Annotated in this window: 22 protein-coding genes and 1 pseudogene; 15 read left to right on the forward strand and 8 right to left on the reverse strand. The window is 65.3% G+C overall.

The genetic code is table 11. The annotated features are described in order from the left end of the window. Nucleotides 1-131 precede the first annotated feature (131 nt). From AC1DXX_RS29730 to AC1DXX_RS29740, 3 genes are all read left to right on the forward strand, one after another. On the forward strand, nt 132-725 hold the full coding sequence (locus AC1DXX_RS29730) for a 2-hydroxychromene-2-carboxylate isomerase (protein WP_478137796.1): 594 nt from the start codon (nt 132-134) through the stop codon (nt 723-725). A gap of 40 nt (nt 726-765) precedes the next feature. Then, the gene (locus AC1DXX_RS29735; RefSeq protein ID WP_478137797.1) at nt 766-1,530 is read left to right on the forward strand and encodes an enoyl-CoA hydratase; all 765 of its coding nucleotides are present in this window, start codon (nt 766-768) and stop codon (nt 1,528-1,530) included. A gap of 145 nt (nt 1,531-1,675) precedes the next feature. After that, nucleotides 1,676-2,833 (forward strand): ABC transporter substrate-binding protein, encoded by a 1,158-nt coding sequence (locus AC1DXX_RS29740; protein ID WP_478137798.1) that lies wholly within the window; start codon nt 1,676-1,678, stop codon nt 2,831-2,833. 16 nt (nt 2,834-2,849) lie between these two features. Here AC1DXX_RS29740 and AC1DXX_RS29745 read toward each other — a convergent pair whose 3' ends face one another. Then, a complete protein-coding gene (locus AC1DXX_RS29745; RefSeq protein WP_478137799.1) occupies nt 2,850-3,275 on the reverse strand; it encodes an acyl-CoA thioesterase in 426 nt (141 codons plus the stop codon). A 41-nt stretch (nt 3,276-3,316) separates the two neighbouring features. Here AC1DXX_RS29745 and AC1DXX_RS29750 point away from each other — a divergent pair, with 41 nt between their 5' ends. Then, on the forward strand, nt 3,317-5,200 hold the full coding sequence (locus AC1DXX_RS29750; RefSeq protein ID WP_478137816.1) for an ABCB family ABC transporter ATP-binding protein/permease: 1,884 nt from the start codon (nt 3,317-3,319) through the stop codon (nt 5,198-5,200). 43 nt (nt 5,201-5,243) lie between these two features. After that, the gene (locus tag AC1DXX_RS29755) at nt 5,244-6,182 is read left to right on the forward strand and encodes a 2-hydroxyacid dehydrogenase (protein WP_478137800.1); all 939 of its coding nucleotides are present in this window, start codon (nt 5,244-5,246) and stop codon (nt 6,180-6,182) included. A gap of 108 nt (nt 6,183-6,290) precedes the next feature. Here the strand turns inward: AC1DXX_RS29755 and AC1DXX_RS29760 are convergent, their stop codons facing one another. Then, nucleotides 6,291-7,733: an amidase gene (locus AC1DXX_RS29760; RefSeq protein WP_478137801.1), complete on the reverse strand. Its 1,443-nt coding sequence runs from the start codon at nt 7,731-7,733 to the stop codon at nt 6,291-6,293. Nucleotides 7,734-7,794: 61 nt separating this feature from the next. Between AC1DXX_RS29760 and AC1DXX_RS29765 the strand changes: the two genes are divergently transcribed. From AC1DXX_RS29765 to AC1DXX_RS29790, 6 genes are all read left to right on the forward strand, one after another. Then, nucleotides 7,795-8,781 carry a LysR substrate-binding domain-containing protein gene (locus AC1DXX_RS29765; RefSeq protein ID WP_478137802.1) on the forward strand — a complete coding sequence of 329 codons (987 nt, stop codon included), beginning with the start codon at nt 7,795-7,797 and terminating at the stop codon, nt 8,779-8,781. A 173-nt stretch (nt 8,782-8,954) separates the two neighbouring features. Beyond that, nucleotides 8,955-10,409: an aspartate ammonia-lyase gene (locus AC1DXX_RS29770; protein WP_478137803.1), complete on the forward strand. Its 1,455-nt coding sequence runs from the start codon at nt 8,955-8,957 to the stop codon at nt 10,407-10,409. Nucleotides 10,410-10,577: 168 nt separating this feature from the next. Beyond that, entirely contained in the window at nt 10,578-11,477 is a 900-nt protein-coding gene (locus AC1DXX_RS29775; protein WP_478137804.1) for an amino acid ABC transporter substrate-binding protein, read from the forward strand. Between the two features lie 92 nt (nt 11,478-11,569). Further along, on the forward strand, nt 11,570-12,301 hold the full coding sequence (locus AC1DXX_RS29780) for an amino acid ABC transporter permease (protein WP_478137805.1): 732 nt from the start codon (nt 11,570-11,572) through the stop codon (nt 12,299-12,301). 1 nt (nt 12,302) lies between these two features. Beyond that, on the forward strand, nt 12,303-12,992 hold the full coding sequence (locus tag AC1DXX_RS29785) for an amino acid ABC transporter permease (protein WP_478137806.1): 690 nt from the start codon (nt 12,303-12,305) through the stop codon (nt 12,990-12,992). Nucleotides 12,993-13,032: 40 nt separating this feature from the next. Next, nucleotides 13,033-13,770 carry an amino acid ABC transporter ATP-binding protein gene (locus tag AC1DXX_RS29790; RefSeq protein WP_478137817.1) on the forward strand — a complete coding sequence of 246 codons (738 nt, stop codon included), beginning with the start codon at nt 13,033-13,035 and terminating at the stop codon, nt 13,768-13,770. An 84-nt stretch (nt 13,771-13,854) separates the two neighbouring features. Here AC1DXX_RS29790 and AC1DXX_RS29795 read toward each other — a convergent pair whose 3' ends face one another. From AC1DXX_RS29795 to AC1DXX_RS29820, 6 genes are all read right to left on the reverse strand, one after another. Then, nucleotides 13,855-14,793, reverse strand: a complete 939-nt coding sequence (locus tag AC1DXX_RS29795; RefSeq protein WP_478137807.1) for a nucleoside hydrolase — start codon at nt 14,791-14,793, stop codon at nt 13,855-13,857. A 43-nt stretch (nt 14,794-14,836) separates the two neighbouring features. Further along, the gene (locus AC1DXX_RS29800; protein WP_478137808.1) at nt 14,837-15,874 is read right to left on the reverse strand and encodes a DctP family TRAP transporter solute-binding subunit; all 1,038 of its coding nucleotides are present in this window, start codon (nt 15,872-15,874) and stop codon (nt 14,837-14,839) included. A gap of 372 nt (nt 15,875-16,246) precedes the next feature. After that, nucleotides 16,247-17,545 (reverse strand): TRAP transporter large permease, encoded by a 1,299-nt coding sequence (locus AC1DXX_RS29805; RefSeq protein WP_478137809.1) that lies wholly within the window; start codon nt 17,543-17,545, stop codon nt 16,247-16,249. After that, nucleotides 17,542-18,117, reverse strand: coding sequence for a TRAP transporter small permease (locus AC1DXX_RS29810; protein WP_478137810.1), 576 nt, complete (start codon nt 18,115-18,117; stop codon nt 17,542-17,544). The genes AC1DXX_RS29805 and AC1DXX_RS29810 overlap by 4 nt, the downstream gene beginning before the upstream one ends. Nucleotides 18,118-18,539: 422 nt before the next feature. Then, nucleotides 18,540-18,665 (reverse strand): hypothetical protein, encoded by a 126-nt coding sequence (locus AC1DXX_RS29815; RefSeq protein WP_478137811.1) that lies wholly within the window; start codon nt 18,663-18,665, stop codon nt 18,540-18,542. A gap of 17 nt (nt 18,666-18,682) precedes the next feature. Then, entirely contained in the window at nt 18,683-18,817 is a 135-nt protein-coding gene (locus AC1DXX_RS29820; RefSeq protein WP_478137812.1) for a hypothetical protein, read from the reverse strand. Here AC1DXX_RS29820 and AC1DXX_RS29825 point away from each other — a divergent pair. From AC1DXX_RS29825 to AC1DXX_RS29840, 4 genes and pseudogenes are all read left to right on the forward strand, one after another. Next, entirely contained in the window at nt 18,816-19,484 is a 669-nt protein-coding gene (locus AC1DXX_RS29825) for a hypothetical protein (protein WP_478137813.1), read from the forward strand. The two genes, AC1DXX_RS29820 and AC1DXX_RS29825, sit on opposite strands and share 2 nt — an antisense overlap. 165 nt (nt 19,485-19,649) lie before the next feature. Next, nucleotides 19,650-20,135 (forward strand): hypothetical protein, encoded by a 486-nt coding sequence (locus AC1DXX_RS29830; RefSeq protein WP_478137814.1) that lies wholly within the window; start codon nt 19,650-19,652, stop codon nt 20,133-20,135. Between the two features lie 177 nt (nt 20,136-20,312). Beyond that, a complete protein-coding gene (locus tag AC1DXX_RS29835) occupies nt 20,313-20,714 on the forward strand; it encodes a hypothetical protein (RefSeq protein WP_478137815.1) in 402 nt (133 codons plus the stop codon). Between the two features lie 82 nt (nt 20,715-20,796). Continuing rightward, a pseudogene (locus tag AC1DXX_RS29840) lies at nt 20,797-20,960 on the forward strand (IS5/IS1182 family transposase); the annotation flags it as partial.

The raw sequence follows: 20,960 nt of genomic DNA on the forward strand, positions 1-20,960 counted from the left end.
CATCGTGCACAGGGCACCGGGTGCTCCCCGCAGCGAAATAAAGGAGGAGCGAAGCGGGGGACATTCGCGGAGGGGAGCACCCGGTGGCCTGTGCACGCACCCCGAACACACGCCCCCCTAAGGAGACCCACATGACGAAATCCGTCGACTTCTATTTCGACTTCGGCAGCCCCGCCGCCTACCTGGCCGCCACGCAGCTGCCGCACATTTGCGCCGATACCGGCGCCGAGCTGGTATGGAAGCCCATGCTGCTCGGCGGCGTGTTCCAGGCCACGGGCAACCATTCGCCCGCAGAGATCAAGCCCAAGGGCCCGTACATGACGACCGACCTGCAGCGCTTCGCCAAGCGCTACGGCGTGCCCTTCGTGCACAACCCGCATTTCCCGATCAACACGCTGCTGCTGATGCGCGGCGCCACCGGCATCCAGATGAAGGAGCCGGCGCGCTTCGGCGCGTATGTCGATGCGGTCTTCCACGCGATGTGGGTCGAACCGAAGAACCTCAACGACCCCGCGACCGTCGGCGCCGTGCTTCAAAATGCAGGCTTCGACGCCACCGCCTTGCTCGCGCTGGCTGGCGCGCAGGAGGTGAAGGACCGCCTGAAGGCCGTCACGCAGGAAGCGGTGGAGCGCGGGGTGTTCGGCGCCCCCACCATGTTCGTCGGCGACCAGATGTTCTGGGGGCAGGACCGCCTCGATTTCGTGCGCGAAGCCCTCGACGCCTGACCGCGTCGTCATCACCCGTTTTTATCCAAGGACCATTCCCATGAGCGACATCCTCGTCCACACCGAAGCCGGTGTGATGACCATCACTTTCAACCGCGTCGACAAGAAGAACTCGATCACCAGCAGCATGTACGCCGAGATGGCCGATGCGCTGGCCCAGGCCGAGAGCGAAGCCGCGGTGCGCTGCGTGCTGATCCAGGGCGACCCGACGATCTTCAGCGCGGGCAACGACATCGGCGACTTTCTCAATGCGCCGCCCGCCAGCGAAGCGTCGCCGGTGTTCCGCTTCCTGCGCGGCATCGCGACCTTCCCGAAGCCCATCGTTGCCGCCGTCTGCGGCCCGGCCGTGGGCATCGGCACCACGATGCTGTTTCACTGCGACCTCGTCTATGCAGGCGACAACGCGGCCTTCTCGATGCCTTTCGTGAACCTGGGCCTGTGCCCCGAAGCGGCGTCGAGCCTGCTGGTGCCGCAGATGCTGGGCTACCACCGCGCGGCCGAGGCGCTGCTGCTGGGCGAGCCCTTCATGGCCGAGGCCGCGCTCGAAGTGGGCCTGGTCAACCGCGTGGTGCCGCCGACCGAAGCCAATGGCATCGCCCAGACGCAGGCCCGCAAGCTCGCAGCCAAGCCGCTGAGCGCGCTGGTCGAGACCAAGCGCCTGCTGAAGAAGGCGCAGATGCCCGCCGTGCTCGAGCGCATGGGCGAGGAGGGCGCGAGCTTCGGCCGCATGCTGCGCGAACCCGCGGCGCGCGAGCCTTTCGGCGCCTTCATGGAGAAGCGCAAGCCGGATTTCTCGAAGGTCTGAGGGGCACTCCGCGTTGGCCCGCAGACAGTGGCCGCGTACACTGTCCGCCGTGCAAGTTTTCGAGACAAGGCCGCCTGAAACGCCCACCCAGCGGGCAATTGATGCTACTGAAAAAGTAGCATTCGGTCCTGCGCGCAGGCGTACTTTGGGCTTGCTCGCGGCCACCCTGGCCGTGCCCTCGCTGGCCTTGGCGCGCGTGCGTCCCTTGCGCATCGGGCTCATCGGTTCCTGGTCCGGTCCCTACGCGGGCGGCGGGCGCCAGTTCGATGCCGGCATGTCGGTCTGGCTCGGTGCGCACAACCATCACATCGCGGGCCGGCCCGTCGAATTGCTGCGCCGCGACGTGCCGGGCAGTGCGCCCGAGCAGGCACGCCGCCAGGCGCAAGATCTCGTGGAGAGCGAGCGGGTGGACCTGCTGGCAGGGCTGGACTTCAGCTCCAACGCCTATGCCGTCGGCGCCGTCGCCGCGCAGGCGAAGGTGCCCCTGCTGGTGATGAATGCGGCCTCCTCGGGCATCACGGCGCGCTGTCCGTATGCGGTGCGGGTGTCGTTCACCATCGCCCAGGTCACGCTGCCACTGGCGCACTGGGCACTCCAGCAAGGCCTGCGCAACGTCTGTACCGTGGTGGCCGACTATGCCTCGGGTGTCGACGCGGAAAGCACCTTCGTCTCGGGCATCACCGCCGGCGGCGGCCGGGTCGGCGCGATGCTGCGCGTGCCGCTCGCCACGCTGGACTATTCGGCCTACATGCTGCGCCTGCGCGAGCTCAAGCCGCAGGCGGTGTTCTTCTTCCTGCCCTCGGGGCAGATGCCGACGAGCTTTCTCAAGTTCTGGCGCGACCGCGGCATGGCCGAGACCGGCATCCGCCTGCTCGCGACCGGCGACGCCACCGACGACCATTACCTCGAAGGCATCGGCGAGCTGGCCGACGGCCTCGTGACCAGCCACCACTACTCGTTCGACCACGAATCCGCGGCCAACCGCCGCTTCACGGGCGCCTTCGAGACCGAATACGGCAGTCACCTGCGGCCGGGTTACTTCGCGGTCGCGGCCCACGACGCGCTGGCGGCGATCGATGCCGCGATGAGTTCGCCCGCCGCGCGTGGCGGCGTGGGCGCAGAGCGGCTGGTGGATGCCTTCCGGGGCCTGAAGTTCGAAAGCCCGCGCGGCCCGATCGAGATCGACGCCCATACGCGGGACATCGTGCAGACCGTCTACATCCGCCGCACCGAGCGGCGAGACGGGCGCTGGATCAACCGCGAATTCGAGCGCTTCGAGCGGGTGCGCGACCCGGGCGTCTGAGCCGGGAGCCCGTGGTTCAGGGCTGTTGTTCGATGACTCGCGGGCGGCCGTTGTCGTCGATCGCCACGTAGGTGAAGGTGGCCTGCGTCACCTTGATGTACTCGCCCTGCGCCCGGAAGCGCTCGGCAAACACCTCGACCGTCACCGTGACCGAGGTGCGCCCGATGCGCACCAGCTTCGAATAGAACGAGAGGATGTCGCCCAGCCGCACCGGCTGCTTGAAGATGAATTCGTTGACCGCCACCGTGGCCTGGCGGCCCTTGGCGTAGCGCGCCGGGATCACCGAGCCGGCCAGGTCGCACTGGGCCATGACCCAGCCGCCGAAGATGTCGCCGTTGGCATTGCAGTCCGCCGGCATCGGGATGACCTTGAGCACCAGCTCCATGTCGGTGGGCAGGCTCTTGAGAGTGGCGGCAGCCGCCGCGCTGGAAATATCGGACATGGGCACAATCTGCAACAAACAAGCAACCACGATTGTCCCTCATGCGCCGCAGCGGCGAAGCCCTTCCTTCCCCCCACACCGTCGCCGGCCACCCGCCGGCGCGCAGCGACCGCTCCGACTGGGCGACGCTGCGCCGCCTCTTTCCCTACCTCTGGCAGTACAAGTGGCGGGTGATCGCCGCGCTCATGTTCATGGTGGGCGCCAAGGTGGCCAACGTGGGCGTGCCGGTGCTGCTGAAGAACCTGATCGACACGATGACGCCAAAGTCGGGTGCTCCCGACCTGGCCCAGGCGCTCCTGATCGTGCCGATCGGGCTCCTTCTGGCCTACGGACTGCTGCGCTTCTCCACCGCGCTCTTCGGCGAACTGCGCGAGCTGATCTTCGCCAAGGCCACCGAGGGCACGGCCAGGCAGATCGCGCTGGAAGTGTTCGGCCACCTGCACTCGCTGAGCCTGCGCTTCCACCTGGAGCGCCAGACCGGCGGCATGACGCGCGACATCGAGCGCGGCACGCGCGGCGTGCACTCGCTCATCTCGATGTCGCTCTACAGCATCGTGCCCACCCTCATCGAGCTGACGCTGGTGCTCACGATCCTGGGCGTGAAGTTCGATTCGCTGTTCGTCTGGATCACGGGCGCGGCGCTGGTGCTCTACATCACCTTCACGGTGACCATGACCGAGTGGCGCACCCAGTTCCGCAAGACCATGAACGAGCTCGACTCGATGGCGCAGAGCCGCGCGGTCGATTCGCTGTTGAACTACGAAACGGTCAAGTACTTCAACAACGAGGAGTTCGAGGCCAGGCGCTACGACGCCAGCCTCGACCGCTACCGCAAGGCGGCCATCAAGAGCCAGCGCACGCTGAGCATGCTCAACACCGGGCAGCAGCTGCTGATCGCCGTCAGCCTGGTGCTGATGCTGTGGCGCGCCACCTCGGGCGTGGTGGAAGGGCGCATGACGCTGGGCGACCTGGTGATGGTCAACGCCTTCATGATCCAGCTCTACATTCCGCTCAATTTCCTGGGCGTGATCTACCGCGAGATCAAGCAAAGCCTGACCGACCTGGACAAGATGTTCGTGCTGATGGAGAAGGAGCGCGAGGTGCGCGATGCGCCGGGCGCGCAGCCCTTGTCTTTGCCCCCTCTCCCTCCGGGAGAGGGCGGGGGTGAGGGCAGCGGCGCCAACTCCACCATCCGTTTTGAAGACGTCAGCTTCGCCTACGAGCCCGCGCGCCCCATCCTCAAGCATGTGAGTTTCGAAATCCCGGCCGGCAAGACAGTGGCCGTGGTCGGCCCCTCGGGCTCGGGCAAGTCCACGATGGCGCGGCTGCTCTACCGCTTCTACGACGTGCAGCAGGGGCGCATCACCATCGGCGGCGAAGACATCCGCGAGGTCACCCAGTCGAGCGTGCGCCGCGCGATCGGCATCGTGCCGCAGGACACGGTGCTGTTCAACGACACGGTCGAATACAACATCGCCTATGGCCGTCCGGGTGCTACCCGCGAAGAGGTGGAAGGCGCCGCGCGCGCCGCGCGCATCCACGATTTCATCTCGGCTACGCCCAAGGGTTACGAGACCACCGTGGGCGAACGCGGCCTCAAGCTCTCGGGCGGCGAGAAGCAGCGCGTGGCCATCGCGCGCACGCTGCTCAAGAACCCGCCGATCGTGATCTTCGACGAGGCCACTTCGGCACTCGACTCGGCCAACGAGCGCGCCATCCAGTCCGAGCTCAAGAGCGCGGCGCAGGACAAGACCACGCTGGTCATCGCGCACCGCCTGTCGACGGTGGTCGATGCGCACGAGATCCTGGTGCTGGAGTCGGGCGTGATCGTCGAGCGCGGCACGCATGCCGAGTTGCTGGCGAAACAGGGCCGCTATGCACAGATGTGGGCTTTGCAAAAGAGCGAAGCAGCACCGCTGCTCTAGCCCGATCATTCGTCCCTTGTTTTTTCGATCCAGGAGTTCCCACGTGTCGACCAAGATTCCCCTGCTGGTGCTCAACAGCCTCTCGAGCGCCCACCAGGCCCAGATTGCCGAGGTCTATGACATGACCTATGCCTTCGGCGCCGCCGAGCGGGCCGCCGCGATTGTCGAGCACGGCAAGAAATTCCACGCGGTGCTGACCATCGGCGTGATCGGCATCACGCCCGAGGAGATCGCCGCCATGCCGGCCGTCGAGCTGATCTGCTGCATGGGCGCGGGCTACGAAGGCGTGCCGCTCGAGGTCACGCGCGCCCGCGGCATCGTCACGGCCAATGGTGCCGGCACCAACGACGACTGCGTGGCGGACCACGCCTTCGGCATGCTCATCAGCATCGTGCGCGAGTTCCGCAAGCTCGACCGGCTGTGCCGCGAGGGTGTCTGGCGCGAAGCCATTCCGCAGCCGGCCAACGTCTCGGGCAAGAAGCTCGGCATCCTGGGTCTGGGCACCATCGGCCAGAAGATCGCCAGGCGCGCGGCGGCCTTCGACCTGGAGATCGGCTATCACAACCGCAAGCCGCGCGAAGGCGCGACGCAGCGCTACTTCGACGACCTGAAGTCGCTCGCCACCTGGGCCGACTTTTTGGTGCTGGCCGCGCCGGGTGGCCCGGCCACGCGCCACCTCGTCAATGCCGAAGTGCTCGACGCGCTGGGGCCGCAGGGCTACCTGGTCAGCATCGGCCGCGGCAGCGTGGTGGATACCGAGGCGCTGGCCGCTGCGCTGCGCGAGAACCGCATCGCCGGTGCGGGCATCGATGTCTACGAGAGCGAACCCAAGCGCCCCGAGCCGCTGGTCGGCCTCGACAACGTGCTGCTGACGCCGCACATGGCCGGCTGGTCGCCCGAGGCGACGCAGGCGTCGGTGGACCGTTTCCTCGCGAATGCCGAAGGGCACTTCGCGGGGCGCGGCGTCGTGTCCCCGATCTGAGGTTTTGCGCCTTCCCCCTCTGGGGGAAGGTTGGGATGGGGGCAGGCAGAGCGCCCGATGGATACGCCGCGTGCCCCCACCCCAACCCTCCCCCGGAAGGGGAGGGAGTCACACCAAGACCGAGGGGCGACGAGAGGCCCATCCACAGGCCTGGTCATAGGCATGCCCCAGCCGCAGCACGTCGAGGTCCGCATGGATCGGCCCCGCCAGCTGCAGGCCCATCGGCAGCCCACCCTCGCCGAACCCGGCCCGCACATTCAGCGTCGGCAGGCCGGCCAGCGTGAACGGCGTGACGATCTCCATCCAGCGGTGGTACGTGTCGCTCTGCACCCCGGCCACCTCGGCCGGCCAGTGCAGTTCGGCGTCGAACGGGAACACCTGCGCGGTCGGCGCCACGACGAAGTCGAAGCGCTCGAACAGCTTGAGGAACGCGCGGTACACGTTCGATCGGTAAAGCGAGGCCTGGTACAGCGAGGCCGCATCGAGATGCCGGCTCTGTTCGATTTCCCACTGCGCCTCGGGCTTCAGCTGCGCGAACAGCTTCGGGTCGCTCAGGTAGGCGCCGAGCTTGCCGCCGACCAGCAACTGGCGCAGCCGCAGCCAGGCGCTCCAGTTGTGCGCGCGCGGCACGTCGAGCGTGCAGGGCTCGACCTCGCAGCCGATGGCGCGGAAGGTGTCGAGCGCGCGTTCGCCGAGCTCGCGGATCCCGGGCGCGAGCGGCAGCTCGGGCCAGATGCTGCCGAGCCAGCCGATGCGCAGGCCCTTGCCGTCGCCGTCGAGCTGCAGCGTGTCGGGCGAGGGCAGGGCGTGCGGCGACGACAGCGGCACGCGCGCGTCGAACCCGGACTGCACCGCGAGCAGCCGTGCCGCGTCTTCCACCGTGCGGGCCATCGGACCTTCGGTGCCCAGTTGCTGGAAGAACAGCTCCTGCTCGGGATCGCCCGGTACGCGGCCGCGTGAAGGCCGCATGCCGATCACGTTGTTGAAGGCCGCCGGGTTGCGCAGCGACCCCATCATGTCGCTGCCGTCGGCCACCGGCAGCATGCCCAGGGCCAGCGCCACGGCCGCGCCGCCGCTGCTGCCGCCCGCGCTGCGGTCGGGCGCATAGGCGTTGCGGGTGATGCCGAACACCGTGTTGTAGGTATGCGAGCCGAGGCCGAACTCGGGCGTGTTGGTCTTGCCGATGACGATGGCGCCGGCCGCGCGCATGCGCGCGACATGCAGGCTGTCGGTGCACGCCGGCGAGCGCGGCGACAGCGGCGAGCCCATCGAGGTCGGCAGGCCGGCGGCGTGGCTCAGGTCCTTCACCGCCAGCGGAAAGCCGTGCATCCAGCCGCGCCGGTCGCCGCGTGCCAGTTCGGCATCGCGCTCGCCCGCCTCGGTCAGCAGCTGCGCTGGCTCTCGCAGCGACACGATGGCGTTGAAGCGCGGATTGAGCGCCTCGATGCGGGCCAGCGAGGCCTGCATCAGTTCAAGGCAGGAGACGTCGCGGGCCGCGATGCGGCGCGAGAGTTCGGTCGCGCTGAGGTCGAGCAGGTCGGCTGAAGGCATGGCGAATGCGGGAAAAGGAGGGGGAGCCCAGTATGGCGCGGCGCTCGCATAATCGCCGCGTATGGAAACAAAGTGGCTAGAAGACTTCATCAGTTTGGCGGAGACCCGCAGCTTCAGCCGCTCGGCCCAGCTGAGGCACGTGACGCAGCCCGCGTTCTCCCGCCGCATCCAGGCGCTCGAGGGCTGGGCCGGCACCGATCTGGTCGACCGCAGCTCCTACCCCACGCGGCTCACGCCCGCGGGCCAGACGCTCTACAGCCAGGCCATCGAGATGCTGCAGTCGCTGCAGAGCACCCGCGCCATGCTGCGCGGCCACTCGGCCGCCGGGCAGGACGTGATCGAGATCGCGGTGCCGCACACGCTGGCCTTCACCTTCTTCCCGTCCTGGGTCACCAGCCTGCGCGAGCACTTCGGGCCGATCAAGAGCCGGCTGATCGCGCTCAACGTGCACGACGCCGTGCTGCGCCTGGTCGAAGGCAGCTGCGACCTGCTGATCGCCTACCACCACCCCTCGCAGCCGCTGCAGCTGGACAACAACAAGTACGAGATGGTCAGCCTGGGCGAGGAAACCGTGGCCCCTTGGGTCAAGGCCGATGCCGAAGGCGCGCCGCGCTTCCGGCTGCCGGGCCGCCCGGGCCAGCCGCTGCCCTACCTGGGCTATGCGCCCGGCGCCTACCTGGGCCGGGTGGTCGATCAGCTGCTGAAGGAATCCGGCACCGCCATCCACCTCGACCGGGTCTATGAAACCGACATGGCCGAAGGCCTGAAGGTCATGGCGCTCGAAGGCCACGGCATCGCCTTCCTGCCGCAGAGCGCGGTGCGCAAGGAGATCAAGGCCCGCAAGCTGGTGAGCGCGCTGCCGCCCGAGATCGACAGCCTCGAGGCGACGATGGAAATCCGCGCCTACCGCGAGCGGCCGAGCGCGCCGGTCCCGGTCAAGACCGGCACCGGCCGCGCTTCCAAGGTCGCCACGGCGGCCGAGGGCCAGCCCAAGCGCACGGCAGACGCGCTTTGGTCGTACCTCGTCGGCACCCAGCCGCCCCGTTGACATCGGATTTGTGCACCGCACAATCTATAAATGCTGCGCATAGGACCCCCCGCAAACAGCATTGGCGCCATGAGCACGGCGGTACTACAGTCGCGGCAGTTTTTTTCGCCGCTGTCACAGCAACGCTTCCGGCACGCGCCACACGCGTGCTTTTTTTTAGCCAAGGAACCGGTATGAGCGCCAATTTCAGGACCGAACACGACTTCCTCGGCGAAAAGCAGATTCCTGCGCTCGCCTACTGGGGCGTGCACACGGCGCGCGCCGTCGAGAACTTCGCGATCTCCGGCACCCGCATCTCGGCCATGCCCGACCTCGTTCGCGCGCTGGCCTATGTGAAGAAGGCGGCCACCCGCGCCAATGCCGACCTCGGCGCCATCGACCGCGACCGCGCCGCCGCGATCATCCTGGCCTGCGACGACATCATCGACGGCAAGCTGCTCGACGAGTTCGTGGTCGACGTGATCCAGGGCGGTGCCGGCACCTCGACCAACATGAACGCCAACGAGGTGATCTGCAACCTCGCGCTCGAAAAGCTGGGCCACGAGAAGGCGCGCTACGACGTGCTGCACCCGAACGACCACGTCAACGCCTCGCAGAGCACCAACGACGTGTACCCCACGGCGGTGCGCCTGGCACTGTGGTTCGCCATCGCCAAGCTGCTCGAATCCATGGCCTCGCTGCGCCGCAGCTTCGAGGCCAAGGCGCTCGAGTTCAAGGACATCCTCAAGATCGGCCGCACCCAGCTGCAGGACGCGGTGCCCATGACGCTCGGCCAGGAGTTCCTGACCTACGCGATCATGATCGGGGAGGACGAGGCCCGCCTTGGCGAGGCGCGCGCGCTGATCGAGGAAATCAACCTCGGCGCCACCGCCATCGGCACCGGCATCAACGCGCCGCACGGCTATGCCAACCTCGCCTGCCAATACCTGGCCGAACAGACCGGCGTGCCGCTCAAGCAGGCGGCCAACCTGATCGAGGCCACGCAGGACACTGGCGCCTTCGTGCAGCTGTCGGGCGTGTTGAAGCGCGTGGCCACCAAGCTCAGCAAGACCTGCAACGACCTGCGCCTGCTCTCCAGCGGCCCGCAGGCCGGCTTCGGCGAGATCCGGCTGCCCGCGCGGCAGGCCGGCTCGTCGATCATGCCGGGCAAGGTCAACCCGGTGATTCCGGAAGTCATGAACCAGGTGGCCTTCGAGGTCATCGGCAACGACATCACCGTGACCATGGCGTCCGAGGCCGGCCAGCTGCAGCTCAACGCCTTCGAGCCGATCATGGGCTGGAGCCTGTTCAAGAGCATCAAGCACCTGAGCAACGCCTGCAACACGCTGCAGCACAACTGCGTCGAAGGCATCGAGGCGAACCGCGAATTCCTGGCGAAGCGGGTGCGCGAGTCGGTCACGCTGGTCACCGCGCTCAATCCGCTGATCGGCTACGAGAAGGCCGCGCTCATCGCCAAGACGGCGCTGGCCACCGGCGGGCCGATCGACCTGGTGGCCGAATCGCTCGGCATCATGACCCGCGCCGAGATGGAGGCGCTGCTCGTGCCCGAGAACCTGACCCAGCCGGTCCGCCTGTCGGCCGCACCGGTTCCCACGGCTGCCGAGCCTTCGGGCACAAAGGCTGCTTAGTGAAAGTCGGACAATGCCAGGAGGCAGGATCGCACCAGGCTGGCGCCGCAATGCGCACGGCCGGTGCAACGTTCGCTCGAATGCACCGGGTTGGTCCGGGTATCCCGCAAAATGCGAATGTCTAGAATTTCGTTGTATCTGTTTCAGTCACCCTCAGGAGTTTTCTGTATGAAAAAACAAGTAATGGCATTGGCAATCGCGGCGCTCGCCACCAGCGGCGCCTTCGCTCAGGCCAATGACACCCTGGCCAAGATCAAGGCCTCGGGCACCATCACCGAAGGCGTGCGCGAATCTTCCGGCCTGTCGTACACGCTGGGCAACGGCCAGTACACCGGCTTCCACTACGACGTCTGCGCCAACATCATCAAGGACCTCGAGAAGGCCGCCGGCAAGAAGCTCGAAGTCAAGTTCCAGCCCGTCACTTCGCAGAACCGCATCCCGCTCGTGCAGAACGGCACCGTGGACATCGAGTGCGGCTCGACCACCAACAACGCCACCCGCCAGAAGGACGTGGCTTTCGGCGTGACCACCTACGTCGAAGAAACCAAGATCGTCGTCAAGGCCAACTCGGGCATCAACTCGCTGGCCGACCTGAAGGACAAGACGGTGGCCACCACCACCGGCACCACGCCCCTGCAAACCGTGCGCAAGCAGAAGCGTGCCGAGAACCTGACCTTCAAGGAGGTCTACGGCAAGGACCATTCCGACAGCTTCCTGCTGCTCGAAACCGGCCGCGCCGACGCCTTCGTGATGGACGGCTCGATCCTGGCTGCCCTGGCCGCCAAGTCGAAGTCGCCGAAGGACTACAAGATCCTGTCGGACGTGCTGGCCGTCGAACCCATCGGCATCATGATCCGCAAGGACGACCCCGCCTTCAAGAAGGCCGTGGACGACAGCATCAAGGCACAGGCCAAGTCGGGCGAGCTGGCCAAGCTCTATGACAAGTGGTTCCTGAAGCCGATTCCCCCGGCAGGCGTGACCATCGGCCTGCCGCTGGGCGAAGCCACCAAGAACGCATGGGCCAACCCGAACGACAAGCCCGCGGAAGAGTACGTCACCAAGGAATAAGCGCGCGTCGCTGCGTGAATGACGCCCACCTTTCGCGGTGGGCGTTTCTTTTCAAGGGACGGTTTTTTCGAAGACGGTGAAGGAGTTAAGAAATGGGAAACTGGGATTGGCAGGTGTTCCTGCAGGACCCGGGGGGGGAATATCCGAGCTACTGGCAATGGATGCTGTCGGCCTGGGGCTGGACGGTGTCCGTCGCGCTGCTGGCGCTGATCGTGGCGCTGGTGCTGGGCTCGCTCGTGGGCATCATCCGCACGCTGCCCGACAGCCCGTGGCTGGTGCGTTTCGGCAATGCCTGGGTGGAGTTGTTCCGCAACATTCCGCTGCTGGTGCAGATCTTTCTCTGGTACCACGTCATTCCGGCGTTGATACCGGTGATGAAGGGCGTACCGAGCTTCATCCTGGTGGTGTTGGCCCTGGGCTTCTTCACTTCCGCACGTATCGCCGAGCAGGTGCGCTCGGGCATCCAGGCGCTGCCCAAGGGCCAGCGCTATGCGGGCATGGCGGTGGGCTTCACCACGGTGCAGTACTACCGCTACGTGATCCTGCCGATGGCCTACCGCATCATCATCCCGCCGCTCACGAGCGAGACGATGAACATCTTCAAGAACTCGTCCGTCGCGTTTGCCGTGTCGGTCGCCGAACTCACCATGTTCGCCATGCAGGCGCAGGAAGAAACCTCGCGCGGCATCGAGGTCTACCTGGCGGTGACGGCGTGCTACGTGGTGTCGGCCCTGGCCATCAACCGGCTCATGGCGTTCATCGAGAAGAAGACCCGCGTGCCGGGCTTCATCGTCTCGGCCAGCGCCGGCGGCGGAGGACACTGACATGATGAATCTCGACCTGTCGTTCTACAACTGGGACGTCATCAGCAACTTCGTCGTCAAGGGCTTCTACTTCAGCATCATGCTGACGATCGTGGCCACGATCGGCGGCGTGATCTTCGGCACCATCCTCGCGCTCATGCGGCTGTCGGGCAAGAAATGGCTCGACGCGCCCGCTGCCGTCTACGTCAACGGCATGCGCAGCATTCCGCTGGTGATGGTGATCCTGTGGTTCTTCCTGCTCGTGCCGGCGTCGTTCTATTCGATGTTCGGCTCGCTCGGTTCCAACTACCGCTCCGAAATCTCGGCCGTGATCACCTTCGTCGCGTTCGAGGCCGCCTACTTCAGCGAGATCATGCGCGCGGGCATCCAGTCGATCCCGCGCGGCCAGGTCAACGCAGGCCAGGCGGTCGGCATGACCTACGGCCAGAACATGCGCCTCGTGGTGCTGCCGCAGGCCTTCCGCAACATGCTGCCGGTGCTGCTCACGCAGACCATCATCCTGTTCCAGGACACCTCGCTGGTGTATGCCATCGGCGCCTACGACATGCTCAAGGGCTTCGAGACCGCCGGCAAGAACTTCGGCCGTCCGATCGAGGCTTACCTGCTCGCGGCCGTCGTGTACTTCGTCATGTGCTACGCCCTTTCCTGGCTGGTGAAACGGCTGCACAAGAAAATTGCCATCATTCGCTGATCGAGTGAACTGAACCGGAGAGAAAGAAATGTCCGAAAAAATGATTGAAATCAAGAACGTCTCCAAGTGGTACGGCCCGGTGCAGGTGCTCAACGACTGCTCGGTGAATATCTCCAAGGGCGACGTGGTCGTGGTGTGCGGCCCGTCGGGTTCCGGCAAGTCCACGCTCATCAAGACCGTGAACGCGCTCGAGCCCTTCCAGAAGGGCGAGATCACCGTCAACGGCATCCCGCTGCACGACCCCAAGACCAACCTGCCCAAGCTGCGTTCCAAGGTCGGCATGGTGTTCCAGCACTTCGAGCTGTTCCCCCATCTGTCGGTGACCGAGAACCTCACGATCGCGCAGATCAAGGTGCTGGGCCGCAGTGCCGATGAAGCCAAGACCCGTGGCCTCAAGATGCTCGACCGCGTGGGCCTGATGGCGCACAAGGACAAGTTCCCGGGTCAGCTCTCGGGCGGCCAGCAGCAGCGCGTGGCGATCGCCCGTGCGCTGTCGATGGACCCGATCGTGATGCTGTTCGACGAACCCACCTCGGCGCTCGACCCCGAGATGGTCGGCGAAGTGCTCGACGTGATGGTGGCCCTGGCCAAGGAAGGCATGACCATGATGGTGGTCACGCACGAAATGGCCTTCGCCCGCAAGGTCGCGAGCCGCGTGATCTTCATCGACGTGGGCGGCAAGATCCTCGAAGACTGCCCGAAGGACGAGTTCTTCAACCACCCCGAGAACCGTCAGCCGCGCACGAAGGATTTCCTGAACAAGATCCTGCAGCACTGATCGGCTGTCGCACAAACCAACCGGAAAGCCACGCTGCATCGCAGCGTGGCTTTTTTCATGAGGCCTTCGACAAGGCCACGAGGCTCAAGGCAATCGTGCGATGTGTTCCGTCAGCAGGTCGAAGAAGCCCTGCGCGTCGCCGTCGATGATCCAGGTCGCGTTGGCGGGCCGTTGCAGGCTGTCGTGCCAATCGGCCACGGTCTGCCCGAAGCCCATGCCTTCGCGGGTGTCGACCTCGACGTGGATCCGCCGGCCTCGGAAGAGCGAAGGCCGCAGCAGGTAGGCCGTGACGGTGGCGTCGTGCACCGGGCCGCCCGGCATGCCGTAGTGCTTCATCTCCTGCGGCGCATAGGCGTCGAGGATGTCGGCGACGATCGCGCCGGCCTTGTTGCCCAGGCTGCGCAGCCGCGCGATGCGTTCTTCGCTCGTGAGGATCTTGTGCGTCACGTCGAGCGGCAGCATGGTGATCGGCACGCCGCTCTTCAGCACCGCCTCGGCCGCATGCGGGTCGGCGAACACGTTGAACTCCGCCGTCGGCGTGATGTTGCCGCCGTTGAAATGCGCGCCGGCCATGAGCACCAGTTCGCGCAGGCCGCGCACGATGTCGGGGGCCTGTTCGAGCGCCAGCGCGAGGTTGGTCTGCGGGCCGAGCATCGCGAGCGTCACGCTCTTCTCGGGCGCAGCGCGCAAAGTGCGGATGAGGTAGTCGACCGCGCTGCCTTCGGCGAGCGGCGCCGCGGGTTCGTGCACCTCGACCCCCGTGAGGCCTTCGCGTCCGTGGATGTTGGCAGCGTAGACCGGTGGGCGTTGCAGGGGCCGCTCGGCACCCGCGTAGACCGGAATGTCCGGTCGCCCGGCCCACTCGCAGGCGAGGCGTGCATTGCGGGATGTCTTGGCCAGCGGGACGTTGCCGGCCACCGTGGTCAGCGCCTGGATCCTCAGTGCTTCAGGCGCCGCCATGGCGAACAGCAGTGCGATCACATCGTCCGCGCCGGGGTCCGTGTCGATGATCAGGGTGTGCATCGCGCCATTGTCGCGGCCCACCCCGATCCTTTTTTGGCACTGCCTACTTCTTGCGCGCAGCGATCGCTTTTTCGGCCGTCGCCACGAGGTCCGCGCCCACCGTCGACTTCCACTTGTCGTACACCGGCCGCGTCGCTTTCACGAAGGCTTCGCGCTCGGCCGGCGTGAGGGTGGTCACCGTCACGCCCATGCCCGCGATGTCCTTCAGCACTGGCTTGTCGGCTTCCACCAGGCCCTTGCGCGCGATCGCGATCTCCTGCTTGCCGGCGTCGACGGCCGCCTGCCGCACGATGGCCTGGTCGGCTGGAGTCCACGAGGCCCAGATTTCCTTGTTCACCACGAACACCAGCGGGTCGGCCACATAGCCCCAGGTGGTCACGAACTTCTGGCCCACGGTCTGCATCTTGAGCACGGTGAACAGGAAGAGCGGGTTCTCCTGGCCGTCGACCGCGCCGCTCGCGAGTGCGGGCTGCGCATCGGCCCAGCTCATCTGCGTGGGGTTGGCGCCGAGCGCGGTGAACATGTCGGAGTAGATCGGCGAGCCGACCACGCGGATCTTCATGCCCTTCAGGTCCTCGGGCGACCTGATGGGTTTCTTCGAGTTGGTGATCTCGCGGTAGCCGTTCTCACCCCAGGCGAGCGGCACCACGCCGGCCTTGTCGAGGGTCTTGAACATTTCCTTGCCCACGTCGCCCTGCGTGAGCGCGTCGATGGCCGCGTAGTCGGGCATCAGGAAGGGCATGGAGAACAGGTTGAGCTGCTTGACCTGCGGCGACCAGTTGATGGTCGAGCCCACGGCCATGTCGATCACGCCCTGGCGCAGCGCGCTGAACTCGCGCGTCTGGTCGCCCTGGATCAGCGACACGCCGGGGTACAGCTTGATGTTGATGCGGCCCTGGGTGCGCTCCTTCACGAGGTCGGACCAGATCTTTCCGGCCTGGCCCCAGGGCGTCGGCGGGCCGAGCACCAGCGACATCTTGTACTCGGGCTTGTAGGTGGCCTGCGCCATGGCGCCGGTCGAGAACATGCCCAGGGCGGTCGCTGCGGCAGCGAGGCCGAGCAGGGTGCGGCGGAATTTCATGAGAGGTCTCCTTGTTTTCTGAACACAACAACTAAGCATGGAATATTTTCTGGGCACTGTGGGGCCGGGAGCGTTCGGGGCGCGTGCACAGGACACCGGGTACTCCCCTCCGCGAATGTCCCCCGCTTCGCTCCTCCTTTATTTCGCTGCGGGGAGCACCCGGTGCCCTGTGCACAATGGACGCTGCCGTTGTGCCGGCCGATCAACCGCTGCGCTGAGCGATCACGCTGGCGGTGTGCTCTGCGCAGCGAAATAAAGGAGGAGGCATGCGGCCCTAGGCCGCGCCGGGGGACATTCGCGGAGCAGAGCACACCGTCGGCGTGAGCGCGCCCTGAATGCCCCACAACCCGACGAACGAAAAGCGGCCTCACCTCAGTACCCCAGCTTGCGCGGAAGCCACAGGGCAAGCTCCGGGAAGGCGATCACGAGCACCATCACCACGAACATCGAGAACAGCATCCAGCCGACCCAGCGCACGGTCTCCTCCATCCGCACCTTGGCGATGCGGCACGAGACCATGAGGTTCACCGCGAGCGGCGGCGTGAACTGGCCGAGCGCGACCTTGAGCGTGAGGATCACGCCGAACCACACCGGGTCCCATTTGTAGTACTGCACGATGGGCAGCAGCAGCGGCACGAAGATCAGGAAGATCGACACGCCGTCGAGGAACATGCCGACCGTGATCAGCAGCAGGATCAGCAGCGCCAGGATGCCGTATTCGCCCAGGCCCGAATTCACGATGGCCCGCGTCACCGGATCGATCACGCCCAGCGTCGAGAGCGAGTAGGCAAAGATGCCCGCGAGCGACACCACCAGCAGGATCACCGCCGACAACTCGCCCGACTCGCGCAGGATCACGAACAGGTCGCGCACCTTGATGGTCCGGTGGATGCACATGCCCACGAAGAGGCCGTAGAACACCGCCACCACCGCCGCTTCGGTGGGCGTGAACCAGCCCGCGCGCATGCCGCCCAGAATGAGCACCGGCGCGGCCAGGCCCCAGGTCGCTTCGCGAAAGCTCTTCCAGAACGGCGGGCGCGGCAGCGTCGCTTCGAGCGCGCCCATCTTGTGCTTGCGGGCCAGCAGCACGGCCGGAATCATCAGCGCCAGGCCGGCCATCACGCCCGGGATCATGCCGGCCGCGAACAGCGCCGGCACCGAGGCACCGGGCACCAGCACCGAATAAACGATGAAGGCGACCGACGGTGGAATCAGGATGTCGGTGGCCGCCGCCGCGCCCACCACGCTGGCCGAGAAGGCCGCCGGGTAGCCGGCGCGCGACATGGCCGCGATCATCACAGCGCCCACGGCGGCGGCGTTGGCCGGGCCCGAGCCCGAGATGCCGCCGAGGAACATCGCCACCGCGATCGCCACCAGCGGCAGCATGCCGGGGCCACGGCCGACGATGGCCACTGCGAAATTCACGAGCCGCAGCGCCACGCCCGAGCGGTCGAAGATGGAGCCGACCAGCACGAACATCGGAATGGCCAGCAGCGGGTACTTGCCGAGGCCGGCATAGAAATTCTGCGGCACGGCCAGCAGGCCGAACCACTGGGCGTCGCTGTTGGCCAGCGCGATGCAGGCGGCGCCGGCCAGGCCCAGCGCGGCGCCGATGGGCACGCCCACCAGCATCATCGCGACGAAGGCGACAAAAAGCAGGGTGGCGATCACTGTGCGTCGCCCTTGCCGTTGTCCTTGTCGAACTTGTCCTTGCGGCCGCGACGGATCATCAGGCCCACCGCGCGCAGCGCGATGGCGAACGACACGATCGGCAGCCAGATCGAATACCACCAGGCCGGCAGCCCGATGCCCGGCGTGGTCTCCTCGAAGCGGTAGTCGTCCCACACCATGCGGATGCTGAGCGCGCCGATCAGGCCGAAGAGGATGGCGATCGTCAGCGCGCCGAACTGCGCGAGCCGCCGGCGCCGGGCCATCGAACCGCTCTCGGAGAAATACTCGATGCGGATGTGCCGGTCGCGCGCCACCGCGGCCGAGCCGGCCACCAGCGCCAGCATGATCATGAGGAACACCGAGAACTCTTCGGTCCAGGCGAAGGACGAGTCGGTGAAATAGCGCACCAGCACATTGGCAAAGGTGATGAGCGCCAGCGCGCCCATGATGATGACGGTGAGCCAGTCTTCGATGGCGAGGGGAACCTTGGTGGGTTCGTCAGCGGCTTCGATGTCGGGGGGGAGGGGGCTGGCGGCGTCCAGCGTGGGGCCGGACTCGGGAGGAGTTGTCATCGCAGGAAGGGCAGGTGAGGCAAGACGCCATGTCACCGGGCGGACGCCGGGACGCGATCCGTACACCTCGACAGGGGAACAGCCTTCGATGCTAGGTGGTGAATGTCCACTCCTGTATCGGGGGTTTCCTTAGCTGCCGGGCCTGTGGGGACCCTTTTCGGGGCGCGTGCACAGGACACCGGGTGCTCCCCTCCGCGAATGTCCCCCGCCCCTCCTTTATTTCGCTGCGGGGAGCACCCGATGCCCTGTGCACGATAAGCGCGGCTGCGGCGTTGGCGGTTCGACCGCTGCGGCGGATTGCAGATGGACGTGCGGGGGCGTACCACTGAGCTTTCGTGAGAGACGGGCGGCGGACAAGCAGAAGTCCGAAGGGCTGGTGTCGGCCGCGGTCGACTTTGGTATGACTGCGTTCGATGTTCGCTTCAGACTGGTCGCAGTCGATCGACCGGCGCGCTCGAACGGCTGCTGTTGTTGAAAGGCGCCTTCTGCCCGCCGATCTTGCCCTTGTTCCATGGAGCGAGGTGGATGGCACTTCCTGCAGTTTCCATGATGGTCTCCCATCGAGTTACGGGCCTGCAGGATGCATCTTCAAGCCGCAAGCAGTAGCGGTAAATTCTAGAAAACTGACGATTTCAGCCTCGACCGGCACAATGCGGCCAAGAACGGACGTCCCGGCATGTGGCAGGATTGCAAACTTCATGAGAGTCGTTTCCATACTGCGCGCCTCGGCGTTCCTAACCCTGATCAGCGTGATTCTTGGCAGCCATGCCGAGACGTTCACCGCAGCGGGCAAAACCTTCCAGATTCAATTGCCCCAGGGCTACTGCGCGATCGGGGAATCCGTGCCAGAGCGCGCGCTGATAGCCAACTCGGCCCAAGGGTTCGAACCCGCGAATCGCCTGCTTATGGGATTCGCCAACTGCGACGAACTGGCTCAGGTGCGCACCGGCAAACGACAGCGCTTGCATCAGTATGGATTTGTTCTCGCAGCACTTAGAAAAGGCGAAATCGGTCGTATCAGCTATCCGCGGGACACGTACCTGGCATTGCTCTCTGGTGACGAGCAAGGCATCGAACGCGCGTTCCAGAAAGCAAAGCGCGCGCTGGACGCCGGCGATCCGGCGCGCGCTTCCGCCAAGAACTTTGGGGTCGTCAGAGGTGATCTCCATGCTGTATACATTGCTGCCACTTCCGATGGCGAGCTGGAAGGTGGCGAGTTCGGAACGACGCTCACGGTGACGGCTGCCACGGCATTGAAGCAGATCCCGATCAACGTTGTTATCGCTGAGCGCGGTGCGCGACCGCCGCTAGAACGCCTGCTTGCCATTCAGAGGACTCTCGCCGCTGAATTGGTGAAGGCCAACTAACGGTCTAATCGCCTTTGTTGAGCGAGGTAGACGTGTGGCGGGATGCGGCCAGAATCAGACGGTCGACTTGGACGAAGAACTCAACTACAAGCAGACCTTCGCCCGGGGTACCGGACCTCTCAGTCACTCGGGTAGCCCGTGAATCACATCGAATCAGGGAACCATATGGAGTCCGAATCTCTTTCGAATGAAGCCATCGAAGCCGAGTACTTCCCGGGAGCTATCCCTCCTTCTGGGCCGCATTCCTTATTGTTCAGTCTCGCAGATGGGAAGTTCGACGGTAAGGGGAGTTTTTTCTTCGAAGCTGCTGGTGGCATCGAAGTCCTCCTGCCCGAAAACAACGGGCTCCCCAGTGACATCGCTGTCGATCTTCTGCGTCAAGTAGCCGAGCACTTCCAAGAGATACGCGAAGCGGCACTCAGGCTCGCGAGGTCGTTTGCACGCGACGAAGGAAGCTGGAGCCTTGACTCGATCGATTTCGGCACGAGGGCGGCCGCAGATCGATGCGACTTTCAATGCCACCTGAGTCTGGCCCCCAATGACGGTAGTGACTCGTATGGCTATACGGATTTTGTGGTCTGCTTCCGTAAACGCAAGAATGCCGACATTGCTCCGTTCGCCGCGTTCAAGTTGATCATCGAGCTTCTGTGAGGAGCTACGATCAGATGGGCACTGTCACCGGCGCAGTCTGGCCACGAGCAGTCGCTCAGCCACAAGGCAGAATTCGCCCAAAAGCGGTCATCCGCAGTTCACGCGCACCTGGCAAGCGGTAGCAGCTCGCCTATTAGCTGTGCTTGGCGCACAAACAACCGATGGAGGTAAACGTCAGTGCGTGATATGACAGATTCAAAAGGCATCATCGTTCGCCCTGAAAGCGTCACGGGCGACGATGCTTATGCAGGCATGCTTGAAGGCACTCCGTATCTCGCTCGAAAGTTTCGCCTCATTCAGGGACGTAGTGCGATGACGCGGTCCGGTGTCCTAGTCTATGGACTCGATGATCTTGAGCGTGAAATTGAAGTTACTCCACGCGACACCGATCTTTGGGCACCAAATGAGCGATGGACCGCGCGACTAGTTGGTGATGTTGACTACAAACACATGGTGAGGCACTACATGCTTCTTACTTGGTATCAATGTGCGGAAGACCCTATGGAACGGCTCTCGAACATTGTCAAGACGCTAGACTTTCGACGGCACAGTCAGCAGGAAGCGGTAGACATCGGCTGACTTCGGCCGAGGCTGTGTGAAAAGACTTCCAGTCCCGCCCGTCAAAAAATAAAATCGGTGCACCGTTTCAAGCGAGGTGCCCATGAAGCGATTCATCGAAGGCGAAGACCGAMAGCAGGTCGCGCTGTTGCCGGAATGTCTTGATGACTATATCGGCGAAGACAACCCGGTGCGAGTGGTCGACGCCTTCGTCGAGGAACTGGATCTTCAGGCACTCGGCTTCAAAGGCGCGGACCCAGCTGCCAC

Source organism: Variovorax sp. P4_B10 (genome assembly GCF_056402375.1).

What these genes read in the sequence shown, in the direction of transcription:
- AC1DXX_RS29730 (WP_478137796.1), top strand. Translation starts at nt 132, where the DNA reads ATGACGAAATCCGTCGACTTCTATTTCGACTTCGGCAGCCCCGCCGCC.
- AC1DXX_RS29735 (WP_478137797.1), top strand. Translation starts at nt 766, where the DNA reads ATGAGCGACATCCTCGTCCACACCGAAGCCGGTGTGATGACCATCACT.
- AC1DXX_RS29745 (WP_478137799.1), bottom strand. Translation starts at nt 3,275, where the DNA reads ATGTCCGATATTTCCAGCGCGGCGGCTGCCGCCACTCTCAAGAGCCTG.
- AC1DXX_RS29750 (WP_478137816.1), top strand. Translation starts at nt 3,317, where the DNA reads ATGCGCCGCAGCGGCGAAGCCCTTCCTTCCCCCCACACCGTCGCCGGC.
- AC1DXX_RS29760 (WP_478137801.1), bottom strand. Translation starts at nt 7,733, where the DNA reads ATGCCTTCAGCCGACCTGCTCGACCTCAGCGCGACCGAACTCTCGCGC.
- AC1DXX_RS29765 (WP_478137802.1), top strand. Translation starts at nt 7,795, where the DNA reads ATGGAAACAAAGTGGCTAGAAGACTTCATCAGTTTGGCGGAGACCCGC.
- AC1DXX_RS29770 (WP_478137803.1), top strand. Translation starts at nt 8,955, where the DNA reads ATGAGCGCCAATTTCAGGACCGAACACGACTTCCTCGGCGAAAAGCAG.
- AC1DXX_RS29775 (WP_478137804.1), top strand. Translation starts at nt 10,578, where the DNA reads ATGAAAAAACAAGTAATGGCATTGGCAATCGCGGCGCTCGCCACCAGC.
- AC1DXX_RS29780 (WP_478137805.1), top strand. Translation starts at nt 11,570, where the DNA reads ATGGGAAACTGGGATTGGCAGGTGTTCCTGCAGGACCCGGGGGGGGAA.
- AC1DXX_RS29785 (WP_478137806.1), top strand. Translation starts at nt 12,303, where the DNA reads ATGATGAATCTCGACCTGTCGTTCTACAACTGGGACGTCATCAGCAAC.
- AC1DXX_RS29790 (WP_478137817.1), top strand. Translation starts at nt 13,033, where the DNA reads ATGATTGAAATCAAGAACGTCTCCAAGTGGTACGGCCCGGTGCAGGTG.
- AC1DXX_RS29795 (WP_478137807.1), bottom strand. Translation starts at nt 14,793, where the DNA reads ATGCACACCCTGATCATCGACACGGACCCCGGCGCGGACGATGTGATC.
- AC1DXX_RS29800 (WP_478137808.1), bottom strand. Translation starts at nt 15,874, where the DNA reads ATGAAATTCCGCCGCACCCTGCTCGGCCTCGCTGCCGCAGCGACCGCC.
- AC1DXX_RS29810 (WP_478137810.1), bottom strand. Translation starts at nt 18,117, where the DNA reads ATGACAACTCCTCCCGAGTCCGGCCCCACGCTGGACGCCGCCAGCCCC.
- AC1DXX_RS29815 (WP_478137811.1), bottom strand. Translation starts at nt 18,665, where the DNA reads ATGGAAACTGCAGGAAGTGCCATCCACCTCGCTCCATGGAACAAGGGC.
- AC1DXX_RS29825 (WP_478137813.1), top strand. Translation starts at nt 18,816, where the DNA reads ATGAGAGTCGTTTCCATACTGCGCGCCTCGGCGTTCCTAACCCTGATC.
- AC1DXX_RS29820 (WP_478137812.1), bottom strand. Translation starts at nt 18,817, where the DNA reads ATGAAGTTTGCAATCCTGCCACATGCCGGGACGTCCGTTCTTGGCCGC.
- AC1DXX_RS29830 (WP_478137814.1), top strand. Translation starts at nt 19,650, where the DNA reads ATGGAGTCCGAATCTCTTTCGAATGAAGCCATCGAAGCCGAGTACTTC.